The sequence below is a fragment of the Bacillus oleivorans genome, from assembly GCF_900207585.1.
Classification (GTDB): Bacteria; Bacillota; Bacilli; order Bacillales; family JC228; genus Bacillus_BF; species Bacillus_BF oleivorans.
Genome location: NZ_OAOP01000006.1, coordinates 158,749 through 182,321 on the forward strand (window position 1 = coordinate 158,749; position 23,573 = coordinate 182,321).

General features: G+C 40.0%; 18 protein-coding genes and 1 pseudogene. 4 read left to right on the forward strand and 15 right to left on the reverse strand.

The annotated features are described in order from the left end of the window. Window positions 1–4 precede the first annotated feature (4 nt). The 4 genes from CRO56_RS14475 to CRO56_RS14490 form a co-directional block, all read right to left on the reverse strand. Window positions 5–1,060 (reverse strand): Gfo/Idh/MocA family protein, encoded by a 1,056-nt coding sequence (locus CRO56_RS14475; protein ID WP_097159332.1) that lies wholly within the window; start codon window positions 1,058–1,060, stop codon window positions 5–7. A gap of 329 nt (window positions 1,061–1,389) precedes the next feature. Further along, window positions 1,390–6,558, reverse strand: a complete 5,169-nt coding sequence (locus CRO56_RS14480) for a carbohydrate binding domain-containing protein (protein ID WP_097159333.1) — start codon at window positions 6,556–6,558, stop codon at window positions 1,390–1,392. 15 nt (window positions 6,559–6,573) lie between these two features. Continuing rightward, window positions 6,574–7,626: a dihydrodipicolinate synthase family protein gene (locus CRO56_RS14485; protein WP_179714293.1), complete on the reverse strand. Its 1,053-nt coding sequence runs from the start codon at window positions 7,624–7,626 to the stop codon at window positions 6,574–6,576. Further along, a complete protein-coding gene (locus CRO56_RS14490; protein ID WP_097159334.1) occupies window positions 7,626–8,642 on the reverse strand; it encodes an NAD-dependent epimerase/dehydratase family protein in 1,017 nt (338 codons plus the stop codon). The genes CRO56_RS14485 and CRO56_RS14490 overlap by 1 nt, the downstream gene beginning before the upstream one ends. A 239-nt stretch (window positions 8,643–8,881) precedes the next feature. Here CRO56_RS14490 and CRO56_RS14495 point away from each other — a divergent pair, with 239 nt between their 5' ends. After that, complete coding sequence (locus tag CRO56_RS14495; RefSeq protein ID WP_097159335.1) at window positions 8,882–10,240, forward strand: GGDEF domain-containing protein; 1,359 nt, start codon at window positions 8,882–8,884, stop codon at window positions 10,238–10,240. A gap of 9 nt (window positions 10,241–10,249) precedes the next feature. Here CRO56_RS14495 and CRO56_RS14500 read toward each other — a convergent pair whose 3' ends face one another. From CRO56_RS14500 to CRO56_RS14515, 4 genes are all read right to left on the reverse strand, one after another. After that, on the reverse strand, window positions 10,250–11,155 hold the full coding sequence (locus CRO56_RS14500) for a Gfo/Idh/MocA family oxidoreductase (RefSeq protein WP_097159336.1): 906 nt from the start codon (window positions 11,153–11,155) through the stop codon (window positions 10,250–10,252). Window positions 11,156–11,173: 18 nt separating this feature from the next. Further along, on the reverse strand, window positions 11,174–11,980 hold the full coding sequence (locus tag CRO56_RS14505) for a carbohydrate ABC transporter permease (RefSeq protein WP_097159337.1): 807 nt from the start codon (window positions 11,978–11,980) through the stop codon (window positions 11,174–11,176). 166 nt (window positions 11,981–12,146) lie between these two features. After that, the gene (locus CRO56_RS14510) at window positions 12,147–13,103 is read right to left on the reverse strand and encodes a carbohydrate ABC transporter permease (RefSeq protein ID WP_097159338.1); all 957 of its coding nucleotides are present in this window, start codon (window positions 13,101–13,103) and stop codon (window positions 12,147–12,149) included. Between the two features lie 94 nt (window positions 13,104–13,197). Further along, window positions 13,198–14,442, reverse strand: coding sequence for a sugar ABC transporter substrate-binding protein (locus tag CRO56_RS14515; RefSeq protein WP_097159339.1), 1,245 nt, complete (start codon window positions 14,440–14,442; stop codon window positions 13,198–13,200). A 308-nt stretch (window positions 14,443–14,750) separates the two neighbouring features. Between CRO56_RS14515 and CRO56_RS14520 the strand changes: the two genes are divergently transcribed. Together CRO56_RS14520 and CRO56_RS14530 are read left to right on the forward strand one after the other, a co-directional pair. After that, complete coding sequence (locus tag CRO56_RS14520; RefSeq protein ID WP_097159340.1) at window positions 14,751–15,368, forward strand: YesL family protein; 618 nt, start codon at window positions 14,751–14,753, stop codon at window positions 15,366–15,368. A gap of 296 nt (window positions 15,369–15,664) precedes the next feature. Beyond that, window positions 15,665–16,162, forward strand: coding sequence for a L,D-transpeptidase family protein (locus CRO56_RS14530; protein ID WP_097159342.1), 498 nt, complete (start codon window positions 15,665–15,667; stop codon window positions 16,160–16,162). Window positions 16,163–16,205: 43 nt separating this feature from the next. On the opposite strand, the gene CRO56_RS14535 is transcribed toward CRO56_RS14530, so the two are convergent. The 7 genes and pseudogenes from CRO56_RS14535 to CRO56_RS14565 all read right to left on the reverse strand — a co-directional run bounded on the left by CRO56_RS14535 (window position 16,206) and on the right by CRO56_RS14565 (window position 22,563). After that, window positions 16,206–17,195 (reverse strand): DUF4179 domain-containing protein, encoded by a 990-nt coding sequence (locus CRO56_RS14535; RefSeq protein ID WP_097159343.1) that lies wholly within the window; start codon window positions 17,193–17,195, stop codon window positions 16,206–16,208. Window positions 17,196–17,206: 11 nt separating this feature from the next. Next, window positions 17,207–17,746: pseudogene (locus CRO56_RS14540) on the reverse strand (sigma-70 family RNA polymerase sigma factor). A gap of 101 nt (window positions 17,747–17,847) precedes the next feature. Then, a complete protein-coding gene (locus tag CRO56_RS14545; RefSeq protein ID WP_097159344.1) occupies window positions 17,848–18,381 on the reverse strand; it encodes an HAD-IIIA family hydrolase in 534 nt (177 codons plus the stop codon). A 15-nt stretch (window positions 18,382–18,396) separates the two neighbouring features. After that, window positions 18,397–18,867: a GNAT family N-acetyltransferase gene (locus tag CRO56_RS14550; RefSeq protein WP_245855899.1), complete on the reverse strand. Its 471-nt coding sequence runs from the start codon at window positions 18,865–18,867 to the stop codon at window positions 18,397–18,399. Between the two features lie 154 nt (window positions 18,868–19,021). Next, window positions 19,022–19,282: a DUF3949 domain-containing protein gene (locus CRO56_RS14555; RefSeq protein ID WP_097159345.1), complete on the reverse strand. Its 261-nt coding sequence runs from the start codon at window positions 19,280–19,282 to the stop codon at window positions 19,022–19,024. Between the two features lie 294 nt (window positions 19,283–19,576). Beyond that, window positions 19,577–20,860, reverse strand: a complete 1,284-nt coding sequence (locus CRO56_RS14560) for a DUF3221 domain-containing protein (protein ID WP_097159346.1) — start codon at window positions 20,858–20,860, stop codon at window positions 19,577–19,579. Between the two features lie 362 nt (window positions 20,861–21,222). After that, on the reverse strand, window positions 21,223–22,563 hold the full coding sequence (locus CRO56_RS14565) for an aminotransferase-like domain-containing protein (protein ID WP_097159347.1): 1,341 nt from the start codon (window positions 22,561–22,563) through the stop codon (window positions 21,223–21,225). A 163-nt stretch (window positions 22,564–22,726) separates the two neighbouring features. Here CRO56_RS14565 and blaOXA point away from each other — a divergent pair, with 163 nt between their 5' ends. Continuing rightward, window positions 22,727–23,518 (forward strand): class D beta-lactamase, encoded by a 792-nt coding sequence (gene blaOXA / locus CRO56_RS14570; RefSeq protein WP_097159348.1) that lies wholly within the window; start codon window positions 22,727–22,729, stop codon window positions 23,516–23,518. Window positions 23,519–23,573 lie beyond the last annotated feature (55 nt).

Genomic DNA, 23,573 nt, shown 5'->3' on the forward strand with positions numbered 1-23,573 from the left:
TTCGCTAATTAAAGAACACTTCTCTTTGCTTTTCCGAAGATTCATAGATTCCATTCAGCATTTTTAATACTTCGAAGCCATCTTCACCAGTTATCAAAGGCTTCGCTTTCCATTTAATACATTCAACAAAATGATTGATCTCATCTTTAAAGATCTGATTTTCCTGGAAGATAGGAGTAATCTTGCCTAATACTCCATTTTCCTCTTTGTATATGGCAAGCGGAGATAACGAAGCGCCGCCCTTGTCGCCATACATATCAATTGTAATCGATTCATTTTGTTCGCCATTAAGTGCCCAGGAAATCTCCAGTGATAAAACAGTTCCATTTGTAAAGCGAATCCAAGCTGCTCCAAAATCCTCTACATCAAATACCCAATTGGCATTTAAACTCTTATTCTTTGATTCCCAGCTTGATACATACTTAGTTTGATAGTCACCAAGTCCTAATAATGTTTTACCGGTAATCGCTTGCACCTTTGGCTGTCCCATCAGCCACCAGGCTAAATCAAGAACATGAACCCCAATATCCATCATCGCTCCCCCGCCAGAAAGGGCTTTATTTGTAAACCAGCCCTTTGGCGTCCCGCGGCTTCTAAATAATTTTGCTTTTACATAATAGACATTTCCAAACGTATTTTGCTCTGCATATTCCTTTAAAATTTGGACATCTCTGCGAAAACGGTGAGGCATTCCCACCATTGTTAACACATTATTTTTCCGGGCAAGCTCAAGAAACTCTTCTACTTCATCTAAATCTGTACCGATTGGCTTTTCTGCCAACACATGAATTCCTTGTTTGGCAGCCCTTTTTGCTATTGGCATATGGGTTTGATTCGGTGTTGAAATAATCACGGCATCCACTTGGACTGCGGCAATCAGCTCATCGATAGTGGAAAAATAATGACTGATTCCGTGAGCTGCTGCCAATTCCTTGGCCCGTTCGAGATTAACATCTACAACTGCCTCAATCGTTACGTCTGGATGCTCTTTTAGATTCACTAAATGGGTCGACTCTGCGATCGCTCCTACGCCAATGAGAGCCACTTTTACATGTTCCATTTTGATCAGCACCTTTTTTGAAGAGTAAGTAAATTAACCTTCGCAGGGTAAATTCAGCAAGAATAACCAACGGACAATTCGATTTGTCCTGTGATTAGATTTTTATGGACATACGATCCGTTATTTTGAAAAAAAAGCCTGTTTTAGAAAATTAAAGGACATACGTTCCGTTATTTGCCGTAAATCATGCAAAAATCACCTGTTTTTACCCAAATAAAGGAACCAGTGTCCGCTAATTTTTAAAATCGGCGATTTTGTCACAGATAAAGGAACCTATGTCCGTTAGCAATCCGCCTTTCAGGTACGACCTGCGAAAGTAGAGTAAAAAACTATTCCTGTTCATGAGTTTCGACCATGGTATACAGATACACATCTTCATAATAAGCCGTTGTTACCCAAGCATTTGAGCTAGATAGTAAAATTCGAATATAGCTTGCATTGGCTGGGGCTACACTTGTAAATTCCTTTTGAATCCAGCTCCCTCTTGGTGTTTCAAAGGTAATTCCAAGGCCGCTGGTTATATTGATTTCCTGCCGATTTTCATCATAGTAACGCACCTGGAATAACGTCCTGCTGCTTGAAAATGGCAAGCCTGTGTCAGGATTTACTGGCGGAATTCCTAAATATACACTTACTCCTGCCGTGTATTCCTTCCCAGGTTCTACTGCAATCAGATTAGACTGTAAAGCCGTGTAACCACTTGTAGTGGCATCAATTAATTTGATACTTCTAGTACCAGATAATGACTGTTCCTCAGACGAGGAGATCGAAGTATACCCCGCTTTTTCTTGTCTAATCGACCAGCCTGGAATGGTTCCATCTGGCAGGATTGACTCAAAATCATGATTTTCAATCGCCAAATAGGTTTTGACAGGTTCACCCGGTATATAAACAATTACATGTTCGGAGTCTTGCTTGCCATTGTAGTGTGCGGTAATCGTTACTTCGCCGGATGCTATTCCTGTGATATTCATTCCATCTATTTCGGCAATCGATGGGTTTGATGAAATTAATTGCACGCCAAAACCAATTATTCTTTCTTCAAAACTGCCATCTGAAATATTTTGATAGGTTCCAGACACTATGACCGTCTCCGAATTACCGACCGCTATTTGATAATTAGGGATTTGTAAGTCAATCGATTGCAAGACTTCATTTGATACGATCACGGGCACCTCTGTAGTTTGGCCATTGAACTCTGCAACGATCATGGCCTCTCCTTCTTGAATTCCTGTAACTCTATTCTCCTGAATATCGACTATGCCCTCTGGATAGGAAGACAAAATAGCAGAATCAGATACTTCCACAGCAAGCGGTCCATATATAGCCGATACTTTGAGTTCTTCTTCATCGCCTACGAGCAATTCCACCTGACTCGGATCAACTTCTATTCTTGATAAGCCATAAACATTCACTGTCGGCAGAGAAACTGGTGTACCATAACCAATCCCCTCTTTGTAAACGAACACCTGATAATGATGGGCTCCTTCGGATGGTGCAGGGATGACCAATTCAGCCGGTTGGCTGCCTTCAACGATTCCGGCAGATATGATGGCATCGCCTTCTCTCACTTCGATTAGAGCATTTTGATTGGACTTTACCGTTAAGCTGAGATCAGAGCCATAAATAAGAGCAGTACTTTCTACTGCAATTACTTCAACCTTTGGCAATTCTCTAGGGTCTGCGATAGTATACATGTAGGCGTCATCATAATACTCAGCCGTCATCCAGCCATAATAGCCGTTTAAAATGAGGCGAGCAGATTTTGCATGCTCTGGAGCAGTGCTGGTAAGAGAAACATGAAACCACTCTTCTATTGGAATTAAAATCTTATCATTGGTAATTTCAGCCGCTTCTACTTCCTCATCATTTTCATTAAAGTAACGGATTTGGAAAAAGGATTGACTGTTAACTGGCATTTTATTATCTGGTATGTCATTGTTTTTACTGCTTATGAATACATGAACTCCAGCTGTATACTCACGGCCTGGCTCAATGAATATGAAATCAGACTGATATTCTGTTTTACCAGTAGTCGTACTATCAACCAGTTTCAAGCTTCTTTGACCCGATCTTGCCTTTTCAGTTGTTGAGAAGGATGGATCTCTGTTTTTTCCCTTTAAAAGAGACCAACCGTATATCTCTCCCGATTCATCAACCTTTTCATAGCTATTGTTTAATACCTTTAGGTATGATTGAACCGGTTCTGGGTTTTTTACTGTGATTTCCTGCGGCGGCAGGGAGAGACCCATATAGGTTCCGGTTAATGTAACTTGGCCGGCTTTTTTAGGGATGATTATACCTTCTTCTATACTTGCTATTTCTGGGTCAGAACTTTCAATTTCAGCAATTCTTGATACATTGACAGTCCAGCCGTAAATGTCAGCCTCAACAAGAATTTCCGCGGGGTTATCGACGGTCAGAACTTCTGGAATCAAGAATCTCAGATTTTGTGGTTGCTCTGCCAGTCTTTTCATCACCTTTGTTGCTTGCGCAAAATAGATATCATTTTTGTTATTTAGAGTAAATATCAATACATTTTCGGCTAATATTTTGCTTGTCATAGTAGCGGGCTCTATTACGGTTAGTATACCGCCTACATTTGTATAGAGGAGGCCATCCAATCCCCAATATTGTTTAACAGGTCTCCATCGTCCATAATTTGTAACCTCTGGGTACACATTTTTGGATTTTACAATTTCAAAGTTTTGAGGGTTAAAAGCAAAAACAAAGCCGTTTGCTGCGCCCCAAATGAACCCATCAGGACCAACGGTTAACCCGCTTATCATAGGTACTGTAGCGCTTAGTCCATCAAGCGCAAGCTCCCATTCCTTAACCTTTGTTTTGGTTGCGAAATCCCATGCAAACAGTTTGGCTTTCACGGCTATAGGATCTGACCCTAGGCCGCCATGGATCGTTGTTGAACCATAAACAATTCCATCTTTATATACAAGCCCTGCAATACTTTGATTCTCTACAATGTTTCGATATACTTCAAAAACGGGCAGATTAGCATCATCTGAAGCATCTGGGTCATAGACCGTTAATGCCCCGCCCTGTTCGGAGTATTCAGGAATGGTCCCGATTAATAATTTTCCCGCTCCTTCCTGGAGAACAAATGGGCGATCCTGCTCATGGCCTATTTCAAAGAGAAAAACAGGACCTGTCTCCAATATTTTATAATTGGTATCCCACCCATAGATTTCAGCCTTTGGGTATAGACCAAAATAAAGGGTATCACCAACGCTTCCCATTCCTTCTGCCTGCCCTAATCTAAATAGAGATAATTGATCTTGCTTTGCCGGATCATAGACTGCGCCTTCTGTCCCCATATAACTGCTGATGTAAATGTTCCCATCAGGACCTTTTTCCATCGCCTGCAGATTAAGCGGCTGTCCATCCACTAATGAAGGTAAAACAACACGTTTTTGAATCCTAGGATCCGATAAAACAATCTTACCGTCGAATGAGATCGTAACCATGGCCGGCCCATCAAATTCAGTTTGATTCTGAACTTCCATCCATTTACTATTGCGAATGGAACCGTCAAAAGGCATCGCCATTCTTTCTTCTAATGTTTCAATGTCAATCTCCCACATGTATTTATCTTTTTTACTCGTATAAACCTTGCCTTCATGCTGCCCTGTAACAGCCATTAATCCCCGGATATTGGTTAAAACCTTATCTCTCCACTCTTGTCTTTCAAGATCGAAAACCAAAATAATCGATGGTCCATTAAAGAAAGCAAATAAATAATGATTTACTACACTCATTCCATAAACAGAACCCATACTATCGTATTGACCCTGGTAGATTGGATCCTCTGGTGTTCCTGGCAATTCAATTCGCTCTTTTTCTTTCGTTTCCGGATTGATTTTCCAAACCCGGCCATTGGTTGTACCGGTTCCCGCATAGACATAACCATCATAGTAGGCAATCGATCTAATATAGTCCTCAGCATGATCGACACTTTCCCCTAGTAAATCAGTTATTTCTAGTGTTGCAGCATCAATTCTAAAAACACGGCCGCCAATGGAAGCAGAATAAATTCCGCCATATACATTCCCGCTCTCATCAGACGTTAATGACCAGATCGATTCAGCCCCGCTTATTGGAATACCTAAATCTGTTACTTGCTTTGTATCAGGGGAATAAACAAACATTTTTCTGGAAGCACCGATATAGACCCGGCCATCTGGTGTAAGACAATGGGACCAAGCATTCGAAGCTCCCTCTAACGGATAGGAATAAAGAAGTCTTTGATGATCGATATCGATCACATTAAATTTAGCCCAATCCCCAGACGAAGCACTTCCAGTTACGGTGGTATAAACAATATTTACTCCGTTTTCCTGTCCATATGCAGCATCAATCGTTTGTGCTGTTTGAATCGGACTTCCAAGATCAATGATCGAAGGATCGAAGTTGGCGGTCTCGATACCTGCATTTGCTGCAGCGGACATCAGACTGTAATCACTAGGGACAGGTGAGAATTTTTTTGTAAAATCAATGATTTTTGTAAGTGTAGCAGATTTCTTATTTAATAATTTCTTAAATTCACCTGGAGCATCCTCAAAATCTACTGCCTCTGTAATAAATGAACTGACATCAATTCTTTCTTCACTTAAAAGCCTTATAAATTCCTCAATATTTCTGCCTTCGGTCCAGCGCACAAAGCCATAAGGATAATCAATCGCCTCTGCTTCATAAACTGAATCGTAACGGCCAGGTCCGCCAGCTCTTGAGATCAGAATTTGTGCTTCTTTACTAAACATGAGGCTCCTAGGGAATTCAGGCTCTACATCGCCAACAATGACAACTTTCCCTCTGTTTCGGATCCACTTTAGAATCTCCCCTGTAAGCGGAGTATGTTTCCCACCCATACATAGCAAGACAGCATCTGCCCCATGCCCTTTTGTAGACATATGGATTTCATTTTCTAAACCTTCGATCGTGCTATGAGTTTTTATATTGGTTTCTCTTTGAAGCATGGTGGTTCGTTCTTCAAAAAGGTCATACCCAATCACCTTATACGCAGCCGCATCTGCAATTTTCGCAATCATTTGCCCAAGAAGTCCTAACCCGGTTACGATCACAGTTTCACCAAACTGCAAATCTGCAATCCGCAATGCATGAATGGCAATTGCCCCAATCCCAGCGAGTGCCGCTTCCCTTGCATCGACGTGTTCGGGAACTTTGGCAAACAATGTTTTAGGAACAAGCAAATACTCGGCATGGTGGACATAGGGTGCGCCGTAGCAAGCGACTAAATCACCAATTTTCACATCCTCAATCTCACTTCCGGCTTCCTCGACAATCCCAACTGCACTATAGCCAAGCGGAATTTTCTTTCCCTCGCTCGATTGAATTGCTAAAAGTTCCGTACCTGGAGAAATCACTGAATATAAGGTTTTCACCAATACATAAGAAGGTCTAATTGAAGGTTTTGATTCTTCTGCTATTTCAACGGAATGATTATAAGCCACTATTTTTTTCAAAAGGCTTCCCTCCTTTTAATTTTGGAGCCATTTGTTTAATTGGGCTTTAACAAATTCATCATCATGCAAATGAGGATACTGTTCATATACTCGACCAATTTCCTCTGATTGGCCGAGACTTAACTTTTCCCTTTCAAGCAGGCACCAATTCCCCTGCAGGATTCCTTGCCTAGCTAATACTTCGTTAATTCCGGCAATACTTCCTTTAAATTGGTGTTTTGCGTCAAAAAATGCTCCATTAGCATCAGTTATTTCTTGACCTACTGTTAATAATTTACTAGGAATATAATCTTGTTCCCGAGCAGCTTTAATCTCTTCGAACAGTTCAACAACCCGTTTCGTCCAAACTGACCAGTGGCCCAAAAGACCTCCGACAATCCTCTTTTCGACAAGCTGATCACCTACTTTAATCCGATAAGCAGTCAGCAGGTCGTTGACAATGTTATCGTCATTACCTGTATAAAGCGCAATTTCATCACGTCTGTCTGAATGGGCAACAGCTCTTACCACATCTAATGTTTGGTAGCGGTTAAAGGGGGCAATTTTAATCGCATAGACATTGGGTAAACTTGCAAGCTGCTTCCAGAATTCATAGGATAAAACCCGGCCTCCTACAGAAGGCTGAAGATAAAAACCAAAAACGGGAATGATCCCTGCAATTTTTTCAGTTCTTTGAATCAATTGGCTCTCCGATAATTCCTCTAATCCGCCCATACTGAGCAGCCCTAAGTCATATCCGATTTCCTTGGCAAATATGGCTTCTTTTATGGCTTGATCGGCAGGACCGCAAATACCAGCTACTTTTATAAAATCTGGCTGGTTTGCTTTTTTTATTTCTTCCATTGCGATCGATAACACTTTCTCAAACAGGTTAAATTTCGGATCACGGATTTCAAATTGTGTCGTATGTACCCCAACCGCTACTCCCCCGACCCCTGCATCAATGTAGTATCTGGTAAGCGCACGCTGTCCTCTCTCATCCAGCTTGCGCTCACTGGTCAGGGCTAACGGATGGGCCGGAATGACTGTCCCTTCAAACAACCTTTTTTTGATAGCAGCATCCATCATTAAAATACCCCTTCACGCTCTTGAAAATGGGTAGGTTTATTATGGGTAACGCCATCATTCATCACCCATTCAGATATCATTTGAATCATGTGCTGGACAGATACCTTTGGATAGCCAAATAATTGATGAGCTCTCGACGCATTATTTAATAACGCCAAATCATCCTCTTCGTTGATAAATTGAGGCTTCTTTCCAAATCGTTTGCCAAACTGCTCTGCCAGCCAGCGGACTGATAGTGTTTCAGGACCTGTTATATTTAGGATTTTAGGCGGTGATTGACAATGCAGTAAGGAACGAATCGCAAATTCATTGGCATCTCCTTGCCAGATGACATTGACATTGCCCATTGTTAAATCTATTAGCTCCTCTTCTGCTACTTGTCTCGCGATTTCCAGCAACACGCCATATCGGAGATCAATCGCATAATTTAAGCGGAATAAGAGCATAGGCGTGCTGTTTTTTCTCGAAAAATAGGTGAGGATCCTCTCTCTTCCTAAACAAGACTGAGCATATTCGCCAATCGGGTTTACCTCTTTTTCTTCAGAACTGTTATTGCTGACCACCCGGGTTAATGGATAGACATTTCCAGTTGAAAAAGCAACAATCCGCGAATCCGAAAATTTCTCGGCAATCCTTCCAGGCAGGTATGTATTCATCGCCCATGTGTAGTGTTCATTTCCAACAGTTCCAAATTTATTCCCTGCCATATAAATTATGTTTTTAATATTCGGTAATGACTGGAGTGAGTTTTCATCCAATAAATCGGCAGCAACCGTTTCAATCCCGAAATCTTTCAATTCCTTATCAAGCGTTCCTGATGAAAACCGTGAAACACCTATTACACGTTTTTTTAACTTCGCATGATCGACTGCTCGCTTAGTCAATTTCGCTAAGGTCGGTCCCATTTTCCCTCCAACCCCTAAAATCATGATGTCACCATCTAAAGATTGAAGGTCCTTTATAAGCCGATCAGACGGTGTTGTCATAAATTCTTCTAACTCTGCAACGTTTTTCATTTCACCACTCCTTATCTGAAATCTATAACACTTTTAAACTGAGACAGAATATTGCGAATAATTACCTTACATTTTATGAACCTGCCTATTAAAAGACAAGTCTTTAAAGGGTCTTTTAATGTCAAAAGAACTTAATAGCGTCCTATATTTTAACTATTTTGACAATTTATCCATCCAACTATAATATATCTACTAAGGGACGTGTCTTTATTGTGTCTATTCAAAGGAGTTGATCGGAAATGCAAATGAATCATGGAGACAAGGATCTTTCAGAAATTACCATTGGGGTCATTGGTCCAGAAGCTTTGATTCAAAAAATAAAGTATACGCTGAAGTCATTTCCAAATTTTAAACCTATCTTCTCAACCGTTACTCCCGAGAGCGTTATTACAGACGTCGCAAGTGAACTAATGCATGACGTTGATGTGTTAATGTTTACCGAGTATCATCTTTATAATCTTGCCAAACAAACGCTAGACTTCCCGATTCCCGTTCACTATGTACCTTTAATGGGGACTGGTCTGTACCGTTCTCTTTTTATGGTAAAAAACAGCTATGGTTTAAAACGCCTTTCCATTGATACGATCGACCGCAAATATGTAGAGCAAATTCTGCACGAACTGCAGGAAGAACATTATGAAGTAAATGTTTTTAAAAGCAGTACGAAAGCTCCGATGATTAGCGACATAATCAAATTCCACATCCATAACCATCAGCATGATGGTTCCATTGCCCTCACTGGGATCCAAGAGGTATCGATCAAATTAACGGAAATGAACATTCCAAATGAATGGGTCACGCCGACGAACCAGGATATGATTGTATCGCTGGAACGAGCTTTACTAGCCACTAATACTCGAAGAAACAAAGAGTCGCAAATTGTTTTTGGACTAATTGACGTCGATAATTTTAAAAAACTGATTGAGGGCTATCCTTCTGAACACGATGTTCAACTGCTCAAATTACAAATCCAACAGATGCTATTAGATTACATTAAACAGTTAGATGGCCATTTAATCAGCTTAGGCGGCAAGGAATACTCCTTTATCACGACCCGTGGTATTTTTGAACGTGAGACAAGGGGATACAAATTTATTCCATTGCTTCAGGAAGCTAACAATAAAATGGGAATTACCCTTAGCGTTGGAGTCGGCTTTGGCAGAACAGCTTCTGAAGCAGGAAGCCATGCACGTCTTGCATTAGGTCAGGCAAAAGAATTAGGCGGTAACGTGTGCTACATCGTTCGTGAAGATAAAAGTGTACTTGGGCCTGTTGATATCACAACAGATACCCAATACGAACAATACGATTTATCGATTACAGATGCACAGCTGCTGGAAAAAGCTGAAAAAGCTGGAATGTCTGCTGCTTATATGACAAAGTTAATGGCCAGGGTTGCCCGTCATAAAAAATATGATTATACTGCACAAGAATTAGCGTCCACCCTTAACATCACGATTCGCAGTGCTCACCGGATATTGCTAAAATGGATGGATGCGGAAATCGTTGACATTGTCGGTGAAGAAAAAATCACCTATAAGGGACGCCCACGCCGCATCTACCGGCTGAGCTTTATTATGGATGAAATAGCTAAATAACTTAATCTCTTATCCTAATTGAACCGCTTTTCCAGTACTCTTACTTTTATTGGCAGCTTCAATGAAACGGATAATTTCAATCGTTTCGTTCACTGGTACTCTCGGAATGTGATCTTGAAAGAATCCTATAATTTGTTGTAAAAGGGAAGCATAATAAGGTGTGTGACTTTGACTGGCATTCACATATTTATGTCCTGATTCAAAATGAATCGAGGCACAGAAGGGAAGCTTCCCTTTTTTATCACCCCGAATGGTTCCAATTCTTCCGTCCCTCCATCTTGCCATAAGAAAATCATGGTCTTCCGATTCAAATACTTGAACCGAGTGTACGTCTCTGCCTAATATGGCAAACAACATTTCAATCGTATGGATCCCATACCAAAAGTACCCTGGCTGTGTATCAACAAATTCTAAAGGTCCAAAGCAATCTGCTCCTGCCGCTCTACCGGTATCTTGCTGAGAAAGAATCTGTGTTAGGTTTTGTGCAAAACGGAGAGCTGAGCAGCTAAATATGGGAGTTTGATAGGTTAAGCTCAACTGTTGCATCTCGTATGCCTCTTGGCTGCTCAAACAAAAAGGTTTGTCAATAAAAATGGGCTTTTGGCAAGAGACAATAGAACCCAGTTGTTCAAAGTGTTTCCTGCCATCTGCTGACTCCAGTAAGATCGCATCACTTTCAGCAGCTACCTGTACGACGGAATCTGCGATTTTAACTCCGAAACGAGTCTTCATTTCTTTTGTAAATCCTTTTACCCGTGACCAGCTTAACTCAAAATCTTCAGATCCACCGGGGTAAGCAATCACGACTTTTCCGCCTTCCACCCAATGAGGATCACTTGTATCATTTAATAGTCTTGTAAAGGCGATCGAATGCGAGGTATCTAAACCAATCATTCCGATTTTTAAATCTTTCATCTTCTCTTCCTGCCTTGTTTATTTTAAGCCAGACAGTTGGATACCCTCTGTGAAATAACGCTGGAAGAACAAGAAAATTAAGAATGTCGGGATAAAAGATATCGTCGATCCAGCCATTTCAATGCCAAAGTTTCCTTCCTTCCCAAGAAGGGAGGCTAATCCAACGGTTACTGGAAACATTTTTTCATTTGTCATGTAAATCAGCGGCTGGAATAAATCATTCCAGTTCGAAATAAAGGAAAAGGTTCCGACTGTCGCAATGACCGGTAATGATAAAGGCAATATCACCTTTAGGAAAATTTGAATATCGTTCGCCCCGTCCATATAAGCGGCTTCTTCCATGTCATTAGGGATATTCTGCAGGAATTGCCTTACTAAAAATACACCCATGATTCCCCATAATTCGGGAACAATTAAAGACCAATACGTATTGATCCAGCCAAAATCAGCAAACATAATATACTTTGGTATAATAAGCAATTGCTGCGGTATCATGATGACCGCCATAAAAACCCAAAATATCACTTCTCTGCCCCAAAATTTCTTTTTCGCAAAAATATAGCCTAATATCGCACAAAACAGCATTTGACTAAGCACCGGAATAACCGTAATCACGATCGAGTTAAAGATCCAGCGAATAAATAATCCGTCATTGAAAATATAAATATAGTTTTTCCACGTAGGATTATCCGGGATCCAAAACAATGGATCGAGTAAGGCGTATTGGACATCCTTAAAGGAACCCAGAGCCATGATCAAAAACGGCAGGAGAAAGCAAAAGCTAAACAGAGCTAGCACTGTATATGAAAAAATCCGTTTTACCAAGTGATCAAACCCCTTTCTGCAAATCTAGCAGGTAAAGAAAACTAAGCCGATTGGCAAGCCTTCTCAAGGCGAAGACAGCGGCGCAGTTGCACTTATACTTTATTCCTAAAAATTTTCACTACGTCGAATCCGCCTCTTTGCTAAAATTTTATACTTTCTAAAAGCACTAGAAAATTGGTGTATCTTTACCTAAGTATTTTCTTTGAATCAGCGAGATCGCTAAAATAATAAAGAATAAAACATAAGATAAAACGGAAGCGTAGCTTAAGTTAAGAGACGTGAAGCCTTGCTCGTACAAATAGTACACGATTGTGGTCGTCGAGTAATTGGGCCCGCCGCCAGTAAGGAGGTAGGCTGAATCAAATACTTGAAACGAACCGATTGTTGTTATAATCGCTACATAAAAATGAATCGGTTTTAATAGCGGAAACGTGATCGTCCAAAAAATTTTCGAACGCGATGCCCCATCAATCCGCGCTGCTTCATATAACTGTTTCGGGATTGATTGCAGCCCCGCAAAATAATAGATCATTGTACTGCCGCTTACCTTAAAGATACTTAAGCCTGCAAGTACCATAAGGGCTTGACCTGAGTCTGCCAAGAATAATTGAGGGTCAATCCCGATAAAACCTAACAGATAGTTAATTAAACCTGATTCGGTTCCCCTAAATAACCAGCCCCATAACCCTGCAATGATGACAAATGAAGTGACAACAGGGAGAAAAAAGATCCCCTTAAAAATCTTAGAAAACCGGATTCCTGAATTTATAATCAAGGCTAATATCAGCCCCATTGCCATGGTAGGAATAATATAGTAAATCGAAAATAATACGGTATTCCATATCGCCTTCCAGGCCAGCTTGTCATTCAAAAAGGCCTCCCAATGCTTGAATCCAACAAATTCAGAGGTCCCAATGACTCTCCAGTCCATAAAAGTGAGAACAAAACTGAACGTAAAGGGGATCACCTGAAACACAAGAAAGTGAAGCAATGCAGGAATTAAAAAAATATAAACAATTGCATTACGGTTCCACTCTTTCTTGATCCGCTCTTTTAAAGGCAATTTGACCTTTTTCGAAATCAAAGCTTTATTTTCTATTTTCGGATTGTTGATCAGTGTCATCACCTTATTTCATTAGAAGATATGTAAGGGGTCTGACCCCATCAAATCGGGGTCCGACCCCCTTCTATATGAGTCAAACTCTTTTTTTCTCTATTTATTGCCCTAATTTTGCTTTGATAGCTTCTGCGGCTGCATCAGCTGCTTCTTGTGGAGACTTCTCTCCTGCCATCATCGCTTGAACTTCTGCCTGAATCGGTAACATGATATCGCGTCCGATTGGATGAATGACACCTGGAAGTGCATATTGCGTATACCCTGCAAGCTGATTTAAGAATTCCTGATCACCGAAAATATCTTTCGCTGATTCCCTCGTAGGAATATACTGAGTAAGCGTATTAAATTTCTTTTGACTTTCTGTATTTGTCATAAACTTTACAAATTCTGCAGCCGTCGCTTTATTGTCACTATTGGATGGAACGACAAACATTCCCGTTGTTCCATACGTGAGCTGCTCTCTGTTTGTAAGCGGTGGAGCAATAACAAAGTCGATGACATCTTTTGATAATAAATTACTTAGTGTAATACCGGATCCCAATGTAGCCATTATTTGCCCGCCATCCCAAAGGGCATCCTGTTCCATTGCGGTTATGGAATCTTCCGGAATCCAGCCTTTTTGATACATGTTATTGACAAACTCAAATGCCTCAACAGATTCTGGTGAATTGATTAATACTTCATTATCCTGGGTAATAACGTCTCCGCCCGCTTGCCAAATCCAAGGATAGAGCGTTCCATTCATGGAGCCGCCGCCTAAGTAGTTTAGGGCATAATACCCTTTTTCCTTTGCTTTTTCAGCCCAATCTGCAAATTCTTCCCATGTTGTTGGAAGATTAGCAGGATCTTCTCCAATGGCTTCAACAATCTCTGTATTATAGAAGAAGGTGTATGCTTCTTGTAAAATCGGAAGGCCATATGTTTTGCCATCCCACTGTGTAGCAAAAAGCGCTGTGTCGACAAAATCATCTAAGTCATAGTCTTCTAAGTATGGATCTAGTTCCAAGAGCATCCCTGCATCTGCATATTGCGGCATCTGATCCGGGATTGCATAAAAGACATCTGGACCATTATTAGCAGCAAGGGCCGTTAATATTTTTTGGTCGCGGTTAGACCATGGAATTTGCTCGAAATTGACTGTCACATCATATTCCTCTTCAAACGCAGAAATAATTTCCTCCCACATTTGTCCTTCTACATCTCCATTACCAGTGAATGGATGCGCCCATACTGTAATCTCACCGCCGATTTCCCCATCGGCATCTGCTTCCTCATTTGGACTGCAGCCAGCCAGCAGTGTCCCTGCTGTTAAAAGCAAGATTAAAAGAAATTGAAGCTTTCTCACTCACAAAACCCCTCTCATTTTATGTTTTTAATTATGAATAATAAAAAGAACTAAAGTTTACCCCCTTTCAGGTCGTGTAGTGCCAGTCGTTAGGTGGTAAAGAATGAAAAGAAATAGTAAAATGTAGGACATGCACGAGGTGAAATGACAAAATAGTAAAAATTTTCAGGTAGCCTATATATAATCCTATGTCGTTTTCCAATCAGAGACAAGTCTCTAAAGTGTCTTTAAATAACGGCTTAGAAAGATTTAAGACGGACAAGGGCTATAAAAGGAGCGGAACATAATCTATCAAAGGGGGAAAAAGTTTGAACGGTTGGAATCGGTTTAATCAAGTCGCAACTTGGATGGTTAAAATTGCTTATTTAAATGTTTTATGGATATTGTTTTCGATTTTTGGATTATTGGTGTTTGGGCTCTTCCCCGCGACCGTTGCGATATTCACGATCGTAAGAAAATGGTTCCATGGAGAAAAAGAGCTTGCCATCTTTTCATGCTTTTGGAGTATCTTTCGGGGAGAATTTATCAAAGCAAACGGGTACGCTCTTCTTTTTCTAGCCGCTGGGTATCTGTTATATTACGATTTTATATTTCTGCAGTTAAATGAAGGGCAGCTCGTATTTCTGTATCCCATCTTTATTTTTCTGGCAATTGTTTATATCGTCACGCTTTTATACTTCTTTGTGGTTTATGTTCATTTTGATTTAAAATTCTTTCAGACTATTAAACAGTCGTTTTTAATTGCGGCTGTGTCACCAATAGAGACCCTCCTCATGGTTGCCTCATTTTTCATATTGTATTGGATTGTAAGGTTAATCCCAGGAATCATCCCATTATTTACAGGAAGTATTCTGGCAATTGTGATTACATGGATCGGGCATCGTGCTTTTGCAAAGATTGAGCGGAAAAAGGAGATTCGAAGTTAAACGGAGTAGGACAGGAAAATTTGCGACTTATAAGAGACTATTGTGATTTAAGAGTTAGTTTTTATTGGAACTGGCAGTAGATGTTGGGACTCAGTACCTGGATTTCGGAACTCCGTATCCGTTTTTCGGAACTCAGCACCGGTTTTTCGGAATTCAGCGCCGGTTTTTCGGAACTCAGCACACGCTTTTCCGGACTCAGCACACGCTTTTCCGGACTCAGCACTACCGCTCCGAACTAGCTTCCAAAACTCTTCTATTTTCATAAAGTAATTCAAAGAAGGTTTTGGGAGGCTGCCATGTACTATCACATTGTGAAACCCCAAGAAACATTATGGTCGATTTCAGAAGACTACCGTGTTTCATTTCAAACGCTTGTGCGAGCTAATAACATAACCAATCCAAATCTGATTCGAGTAGGGCAAGCCATTCTGATTCCAGGGCTGCCTAATCCTGACCAGATTCCTTACACGATTCATGTCTCGACTTCCCAGCGCACGTTGACATTGCGAAGGAACCAAACGGTTGTTAAAACCTATCCGATCGCCGTCGGGAGAATCCTGCATCAAACACCAGTTGGGGATTTTGTCATCATTAATAAAGCCCCTAATCCAGGTGGACCATTTGGAACAATGTGGATGTCACTTTCCAAAAAATATTATGGTATCCATGGGACGAATGATCCTTCCTCGATCGGAAAAGCTGTATCGAGAGGATGTATTAGGCTGCATAACCGAGATGTGGAGGAGCTGGCGAGGACGGTTCCGATTGGGACTCGGGTTTTTATAAGACCATAATGAAATGGGCGCTTTCTTCACCAACTGAAAGCGCCCATAAGTATTAAGGATTAATAGGTATCAATTCTTCCGAGATATCACCAGGATTAACTACATTAGGGTTTACAGACTGTTCATAAGGTACTAAATAATACTTTTCTGTTTTAAGATCAATAGATTGATATCGGTTATTCGATCCTTCTGGTGTAATCGATGAAGAGTTTGGCAGGAACTCTCTGCCCGATTCACTTACAATTTTAAAAGCAATATGATCTGCCTCTTCAGGCCAATTATAATAAAGAACGGTCGAAATAGGGGTCACAATCATTTTTTCTAAAAGAATAAACTGACCATTTCCAATCTGTATTTCTTGATTGAACTGGATGGTCTGACTTGCCTCGGCAACCTGTTCTGTTGGGACGTTGATATCGAAGATCCATGGGCGTTCCATCGGAATTTCAAAGTCCAAATGAGTGTACTCAATATGGAATTGAATCGTTTCCCCTAGAGGAATTTCTTTTATGTCGACATCATTATATATCGTAAACATCTTATCATTTAATTCAACAGATTGGCCGCCAGTTGATAATGCCAGATCCTGGCCATTAATCAGCACTTTCGGAAGCGGATGCATTTGGTAGTTAAAATCAACGTCCTCAGCCGGTTCAAAAGTAGAACTAATAAGTAACCGTCCGCCATCAATTAAAACCTCATTCAAAGTCATTTTCCCGTATTCATTTTCAGCTGTCTGCCCAATCTTCGTTTTATACGTGGCATAATCCAAATGTTCGGTACTGCTAATATATTTTTCAATGAGTCCTGCAACGAACGGCATGTTTGCAACAGATACTATTCCTGTGTTAATGGAGATGCCTGTTGCCACTATAACTGCAGCTGCAATCCCCGAGTACTTTTTCCAATGAGCTGGTTTTTGTTTATGGAGCTTTTTAACGACTCGCTTGCCCCACTTCTTTTTCTCATAGTCCGTTAGGTTTAGCTCTTTATATTCATCCAAGTTTAAATTGAGCTCATTTAAATCATTATAAATTGACATGTTCTCACTCCTTACACTTCATGCTTTTGGATTATAAATTTCCGAAGCTTCTTACGCCCTCTCGACAGCTTGTTATATATCCAAGACTCTTTTTCATTAAATTCTTTCGCTATTTCTCGTGAAGGAGTTCCTTCCAGATAATATTTTTCAAAAATCATACGTTCACTTTCTGACAGCTGTCCAAGTATTTCTTCGATTCTGTCGTGTGCCTTAGCTTGTGTTAGATTAATTGGGGTTTCATTTATATCTGCTACCGAGTATTGCTTATGATGTATCGTAATTTGTCTCCTTTGGTAGTCAATCGCTTTATATTTTGCAATCGCAGCAATCCAGTGTTTAAATGAATTTTTACCAGGATTAAAAGAATCGATATGATTCCATACGGATAATAATACATCGTCCAGACATTCCTCATAATCTTACTGGTTGTTATGAACATAACGTTTTATGATCGCAGTCAGCAAACCACCATATTGATGGATAATAAAAGGAATCGTTTTTTCATTTCGATTCATGATTTGTTCGACTACATTATCCTCCGTGATTTTCAATGACCCATCCCTCCTTCTGCTATCTAATACGAAATCAATAGCAAAAACCTATCACAAAAGAAAAAAAGATTAACCAAGATGTTAATCTTTCAAACATTTCATTAGTTTATAAGATGATTCAGCCACCTAACAGCTTCAAGAAGATTCTCGGCTACATAATCAGGTTCCACTTCTGCCCAAGTATAACGATACTCACTAAGTGAACCCTTTCCCCATCCGGTTTGGACGAGAATTTTCATTGCCCCCACTGCATGAGCAGCTAACATATCTGTTGAACCGACATCTCCAATAACAGCACACTTGGATAAGTCTAAATTATATTTTTGGGATGCTTCTATTAAAAGACCTGGCTTTGGCTTACGGCACTTACACTCTGCATCCTGACCATGAGGGCAGATGAAGGCATCGTCAAAACCAAAGGACTGAAACTGTTCCTGAAATTCTCTAATGGTAGCCTGATTTTTACTAATCCGATTCTGATTGGTAAAGGCGAACATTTTGATATTTTGATTTTTTAACAGTTTCAAAGCCTCCATACTAAAAGGATAAAGACTAAAATCTTTCGGGTGAATAAAATGTCCCGTTCCCCCGATGGTACCATCCCGGTCAACGAAAACGGCTTGGATTTTGTCCATTCTGCTCCTCCCTTATTACACTAATGGCTTTTCCATATCGAGCATCGAAGTAAAACCAAGATCTTCATAAACCTTTCTCGCACTCGAGCTTGACCAAAGTCTCGCCCGTCTTGCTCCTTTTTCCTTTAGCCACTCACAAACCTCTTCCACTAATAAATGGGCTACTCCCTTATTTCGGTGTTGTTCAACCGTATAGACCGATATAATCCACCCAAAAGGAGTTTGTTCCTCACTTAATGGAAAAGCGTATTCCGTTCGCACGAGACCACCAGCACATGATACGATTTTCCCCTTTGGATCTATTGCCACTCTAAAAAGGAGGTTACCAGAATCATATTCTTTTAAAAATAAATTCCTGACCTGATCAACCCGCTGCAAATCAGGGGCAGGAATCCCGTCAATAGCCCCCATTTCACAAGCCATTCTATACCAATATTCTGCAAGGAGAAGCAGTTCTTCTCTTTCAGCCCATCTTGTTTGATACATGCTGCTAACCTCCAGTCTTTTACTCAATGATTTTGACTTGATGATAAAATATTCCTGCTTTTTTAAGTAAAGGGCTTTTATTGTATATTCACATAAAAAAGGATAAGAACCATTTTGCCCCTATCCTTTTGCTTTCTCCCTAATGTTAAATCCGTTATTTTTTATGCTTCCAATTATATAAGAGCTCGGCCATTAGGTTTGCTCCTATAAACAAAAAGCTCCCCTGTGCATGAAAATGCAGCTGTTGCGTTTCAAAACTCATTTTCTCAAAGTATTCATCTTGTTTAAGTTCAAGTTCTTTACGTCTTTTATCCATCTCTTTTAATTCCTTTATATACCTGTATTGCATTGGCAATAGAGCAATTGATAACAAGATATAAGCAGCAAGGATTCCTAATAAAACATTGACACCCACTTCACTTCCTCCTTCACCTTGCATTTTAATGGTATTGAATAGGAAAAATTACCTTTTTACTTCTTGTAAATATATACGTATCCACATTATTTTTGTTTCATTTTTTGTTTAAACACTATATATTTTTGTCCATTTGATCCTTATATGCACAGGCCAATAAATTAAGAAGGTTGCCTTATTAGAGAGACACTCTCAAAAGACAACCTTCGATTGGAGGAATATCATTTTTTTATCCTCTATTTTAAACTTGTAGTTACTCTGATTAAATCGTACAATCCAGATAGTAAAAATCCTTTATTTATCATTGATCTCAAAGTCATAGTTTTCTTCATCATTTTGTTTGATACTGACTTTCCAAGCATCCGTTTTCGAATCATAAGTTATCTCGCGAATCGCTAATGTACCTTCAATCCTGTTTTCTTTTGCTTTTTGAATTACAGCCTGGACAACCTGTGATTCGGAGAGGTCTGCCCCATCTGGTTTATATTCCGGCAGGACCTCTACATATAGGGCTGTTCCCTGACCTGGGTAGGATTCCAATATTGGACCCGAAGCCTCAACCAAAACTCTTTGACCAACTTTTAATTTCTCAGAAGCATTCGGGAAATTGAAAGTAATAGCAGAATAGAACTCGTCGACTCCTTCAGTAGAACTAAATTCCTGTGGCTCAGCATCCACGACAAGCATACTATCTGTACCAATTTTCATTACATATGATCCTTTTTTAGTTAACTGATTAGTGTACGGTTCCTCAGGATAAAAAGTATCCGGCTCTCCTTCTTTTGGAACCATCCTGCCTTCCTGCTCTGCAACCAGCCGCCTCTCAGGAAATTGCTGCCTGAGACTTTCTATTTGCACTTCAGTTAAAAAGTTATGGCTAATCTCAATATCTCCAGTAATCGTGTTCACACTTACACCTCCTGAAACACGATCTGGGGCGTGATGCTGATCAACAAATGTTTTTACAGCCTGATTCACTTCATTCATAAGCTGATGATTTTCAGCCAATGTGTGTGGAGAATAGTATATAAAAATATATTCAGCTTTAATTCTTCCTGCATCCACTTCTGCTTGTAGTCTATCTACTAATTCCTTTAAGCGGTCATCTGGCTTTTTAATCCCTATCCAAAAGCCTGCCTGATCTGCGCCAGAAGTCTGATTTTCATAAAAGATAACTCCCTCTTTTGAAAAACCATCATGCCCACCATAAATTTCTTCGATAACGGGGGTAACGATATCACCTTCAACCCACTGAACAGATAAATCTTCTAAAAGTTCATCCGATGGTTTACCGTATAAACCTTCTTTAAACTCCTTTGATTCTTTTAATTCATTAATTACTTGATCCCTTTTTGGAGTTTCCGTGGCAGTCTGCTCTAATTTTGTAATGATAGGCCGATTACTAACGATTTCAATCGTCTCCCACCCTGAATTGTTATGAGGGCCCGCCTGAACATTTTTGTTCGCCGGTTCTTCCTCAGATTTCGGTGTATCGCCTATAACTTCATCAGAAGTTCCGCAGGCTGATAGGACTAGGCACAGACCAAGAGTAAAAGTAAGTATTTTGTATGTTTTCACCAAATTCCTCCATCAGTAGCATTTATTTACTTAGACGGGAGGGGAGATAGTAAGTTACTTAAAAATAGCAAATTCCTGATTTTGTCAATTTTTTGTTTTGCACATTAATGGCATGTTTTCGCACGATAAACACGATTTTTGCACGTTAAATTAATTTTTTGCACGTTAGAGCAAATTTCTGCACATTAATTGGTAAACTTTAACAATTCCTTAATTTTCCCTCATATTTACTGCTGGTTTCTATTAGAAAAAAGGAATCGATTGCACTATGAACTTAAATAATTGGAAATCGATTAAAATAATCCGGTAAAAATAGCAGATCTGATAAAAAAGAGGGAGGTGTTACTCCTCTAATAGACCCCCTAAAGCAACGACCTAATCACATCCGCTAATTTTCTCACCCCGATATCAATCAAATCCTCCTCTACATGGGAGACACTAAGCCTTAACATATTGTCTTTTTGATACTCAGGTAAGAACATTTTTCCGACATCATCAACAAATAGATTTTCTTCCTTCAGGCGCTCAATCACCTGCTTTGCCTTTAAAGGCCGCGGTAATTCAAGTGTCGAATAGAAACCTGAAACCATTTTTGAATAAGAAACAGAAGTAGGCAAATGCTCACGAAATGCTTTCTGAATGAGCATTCCTTTTCTTCTGTACATGTCTCTCATCTTTTTAATATGGGCATCATACATCCCGCTTTTTAGAAAGATTTCAAGTGCACCCTGTGTAAGAACGGGGGTGTGGACATCAGCCGCAAACTTGGCCTGCAAAAATAAAGGAATTAGGGCCTCAGGCAAAACAGCCAAACCGAGTCTTAATCCCGGAAATAGCACCTTTGAAAAGCTTTTTGTATAAATGATCCTTCCGGATGGATCAAAGGCAAACATCGGGTCCTGCTTCAGATTTGGATCCAAATCCCCCATATAATCATCTTCAATAATATAGACATCATATTTTTGTGCCAACTCTACTAACTTCTTCTTTTCGGTATTTGAATAGCTATATCCAGTAGGGTTTTGAAATCGGGAAACCGTATAAAATAATTTGATGTCTTGATGTTTAAAGATATCTTCTAGCTGCTTAAAATCGATACCTTCCTTATTAATCTCAATTCCTATCGTGTTTACATTTTGAAACTTTAATGATTCAATCATCGATGGATGAGTAGGCTGCTCCACACAAATATTTTTCTTGCGATTTGGAAAAGGTAGTGAAATCAAAAGGTGAAGGGCTTGTTGAGAGCCTGTTACAACACAGATTCTTTCTGGCACTGAAAACACCTGGAGATCTTGTAAATGCCGGGCTAGCTCAAGCCTAAGTGAATAAAGACCTTGGATATCAGAATAAATGAACATGTCCTCTTTATATTTTTCAATCGCTTGATTAATGCAATGTTTAAAGTCGAGATAAGGCATACTTTTGGGGTCTGGACCGGCTGACAGGAAATCAATTTTATCCACTTTTGAGTTCCTTTTTTTACGAAAAGGGTTCCCCTCGACCACATAATACCCGCTCTTAGGGACTGAGTAGATAAGATGATTTTTCTCCATTTCCTCGTAAGCCTTTATGACCGTATTTTTACTGCAGGATAGCTCTTCTGATAAGGTTCGAATAGAAGGCAATTTACTTCCAGAATCCAATAAACCTTGTTCTACCCGCTTTTCTATAGACATGATAATTTCTTCGTACTTCCTCATTTTTTCCATTCCCTTCCAAACTGTATGGGTACAGACACCTGAAAACATGGTTTCGTTCGTTTATAAGAGAAAGTATACTTGAACCTATCAAATCTAGTTAACTATTTTTGAATAAACAGTAATGAAGGCCTACATTACTCAAAACCAATTAGGAGGCTTTGCCATGAAACTCAAAAAATTATGGCTGCTGCTTATTCTTCTTATAGTAGCAGGATCTGCAGCCACCATTCCGGTTAGTGCTGAAAAACAAGTAAAAGAGCTAGAGGTTGAGGAACTATTTGAAGGTGTAGATGGTACGACTGTTATTAAAAATCTGCAAACAAATCAGGTCTATGTTTATAATAAGGAAAGAAGTCAAGAGCGTTACACTCCCGAGTCGACCTTTAAAATAGCGAATGCTTTAATCGGACTACAAACAAAAGCAGTCCGTGATGAATATGATGTTAAACGCTGGGACGGCGTGGAGAGAGAATTTGAAGATTGGAATAGGGATCATACCCTCGCTTCCGGGATGAGGCATTCTGTCATATGGTACTACCAGGCTATGGCCCGTGATATCGGTTATGAAAACATGGCGAACTATGTGAAACAGCTCAACTATGGGAATCAGGATATAAGTGGCGGCATCGATCAATTTTGGCTTGACAGCAGTTTGAAAATTTCCGCCCAAGAACAAGTTCAATTTATCGAAAATCTGGTAGAGGAAACCCTCCCGATTGATGAGCAGCATCTGAAAACAGTGAAAAGAATCATGATTAACGAAGAATTTGACACCTATATTCTTCATGGAAAAACCGGGTCACGCCTCTCTGATTATGGTTTAGGCTGGTATGTCGGTTATATTGAAACTGATAAAGGGGTCTGGGTTTTTGCAACGAATATGGCTGGAAGCGGATCGAAAGCTAAATCGATCACACTAAATATCTTAAAGGAAATAAATATTATAAAAGAGTAAATAAATTGAGGTTGTCTATTAGGGGGTCTGACCCCCTGATAGACCCAATAGAGGG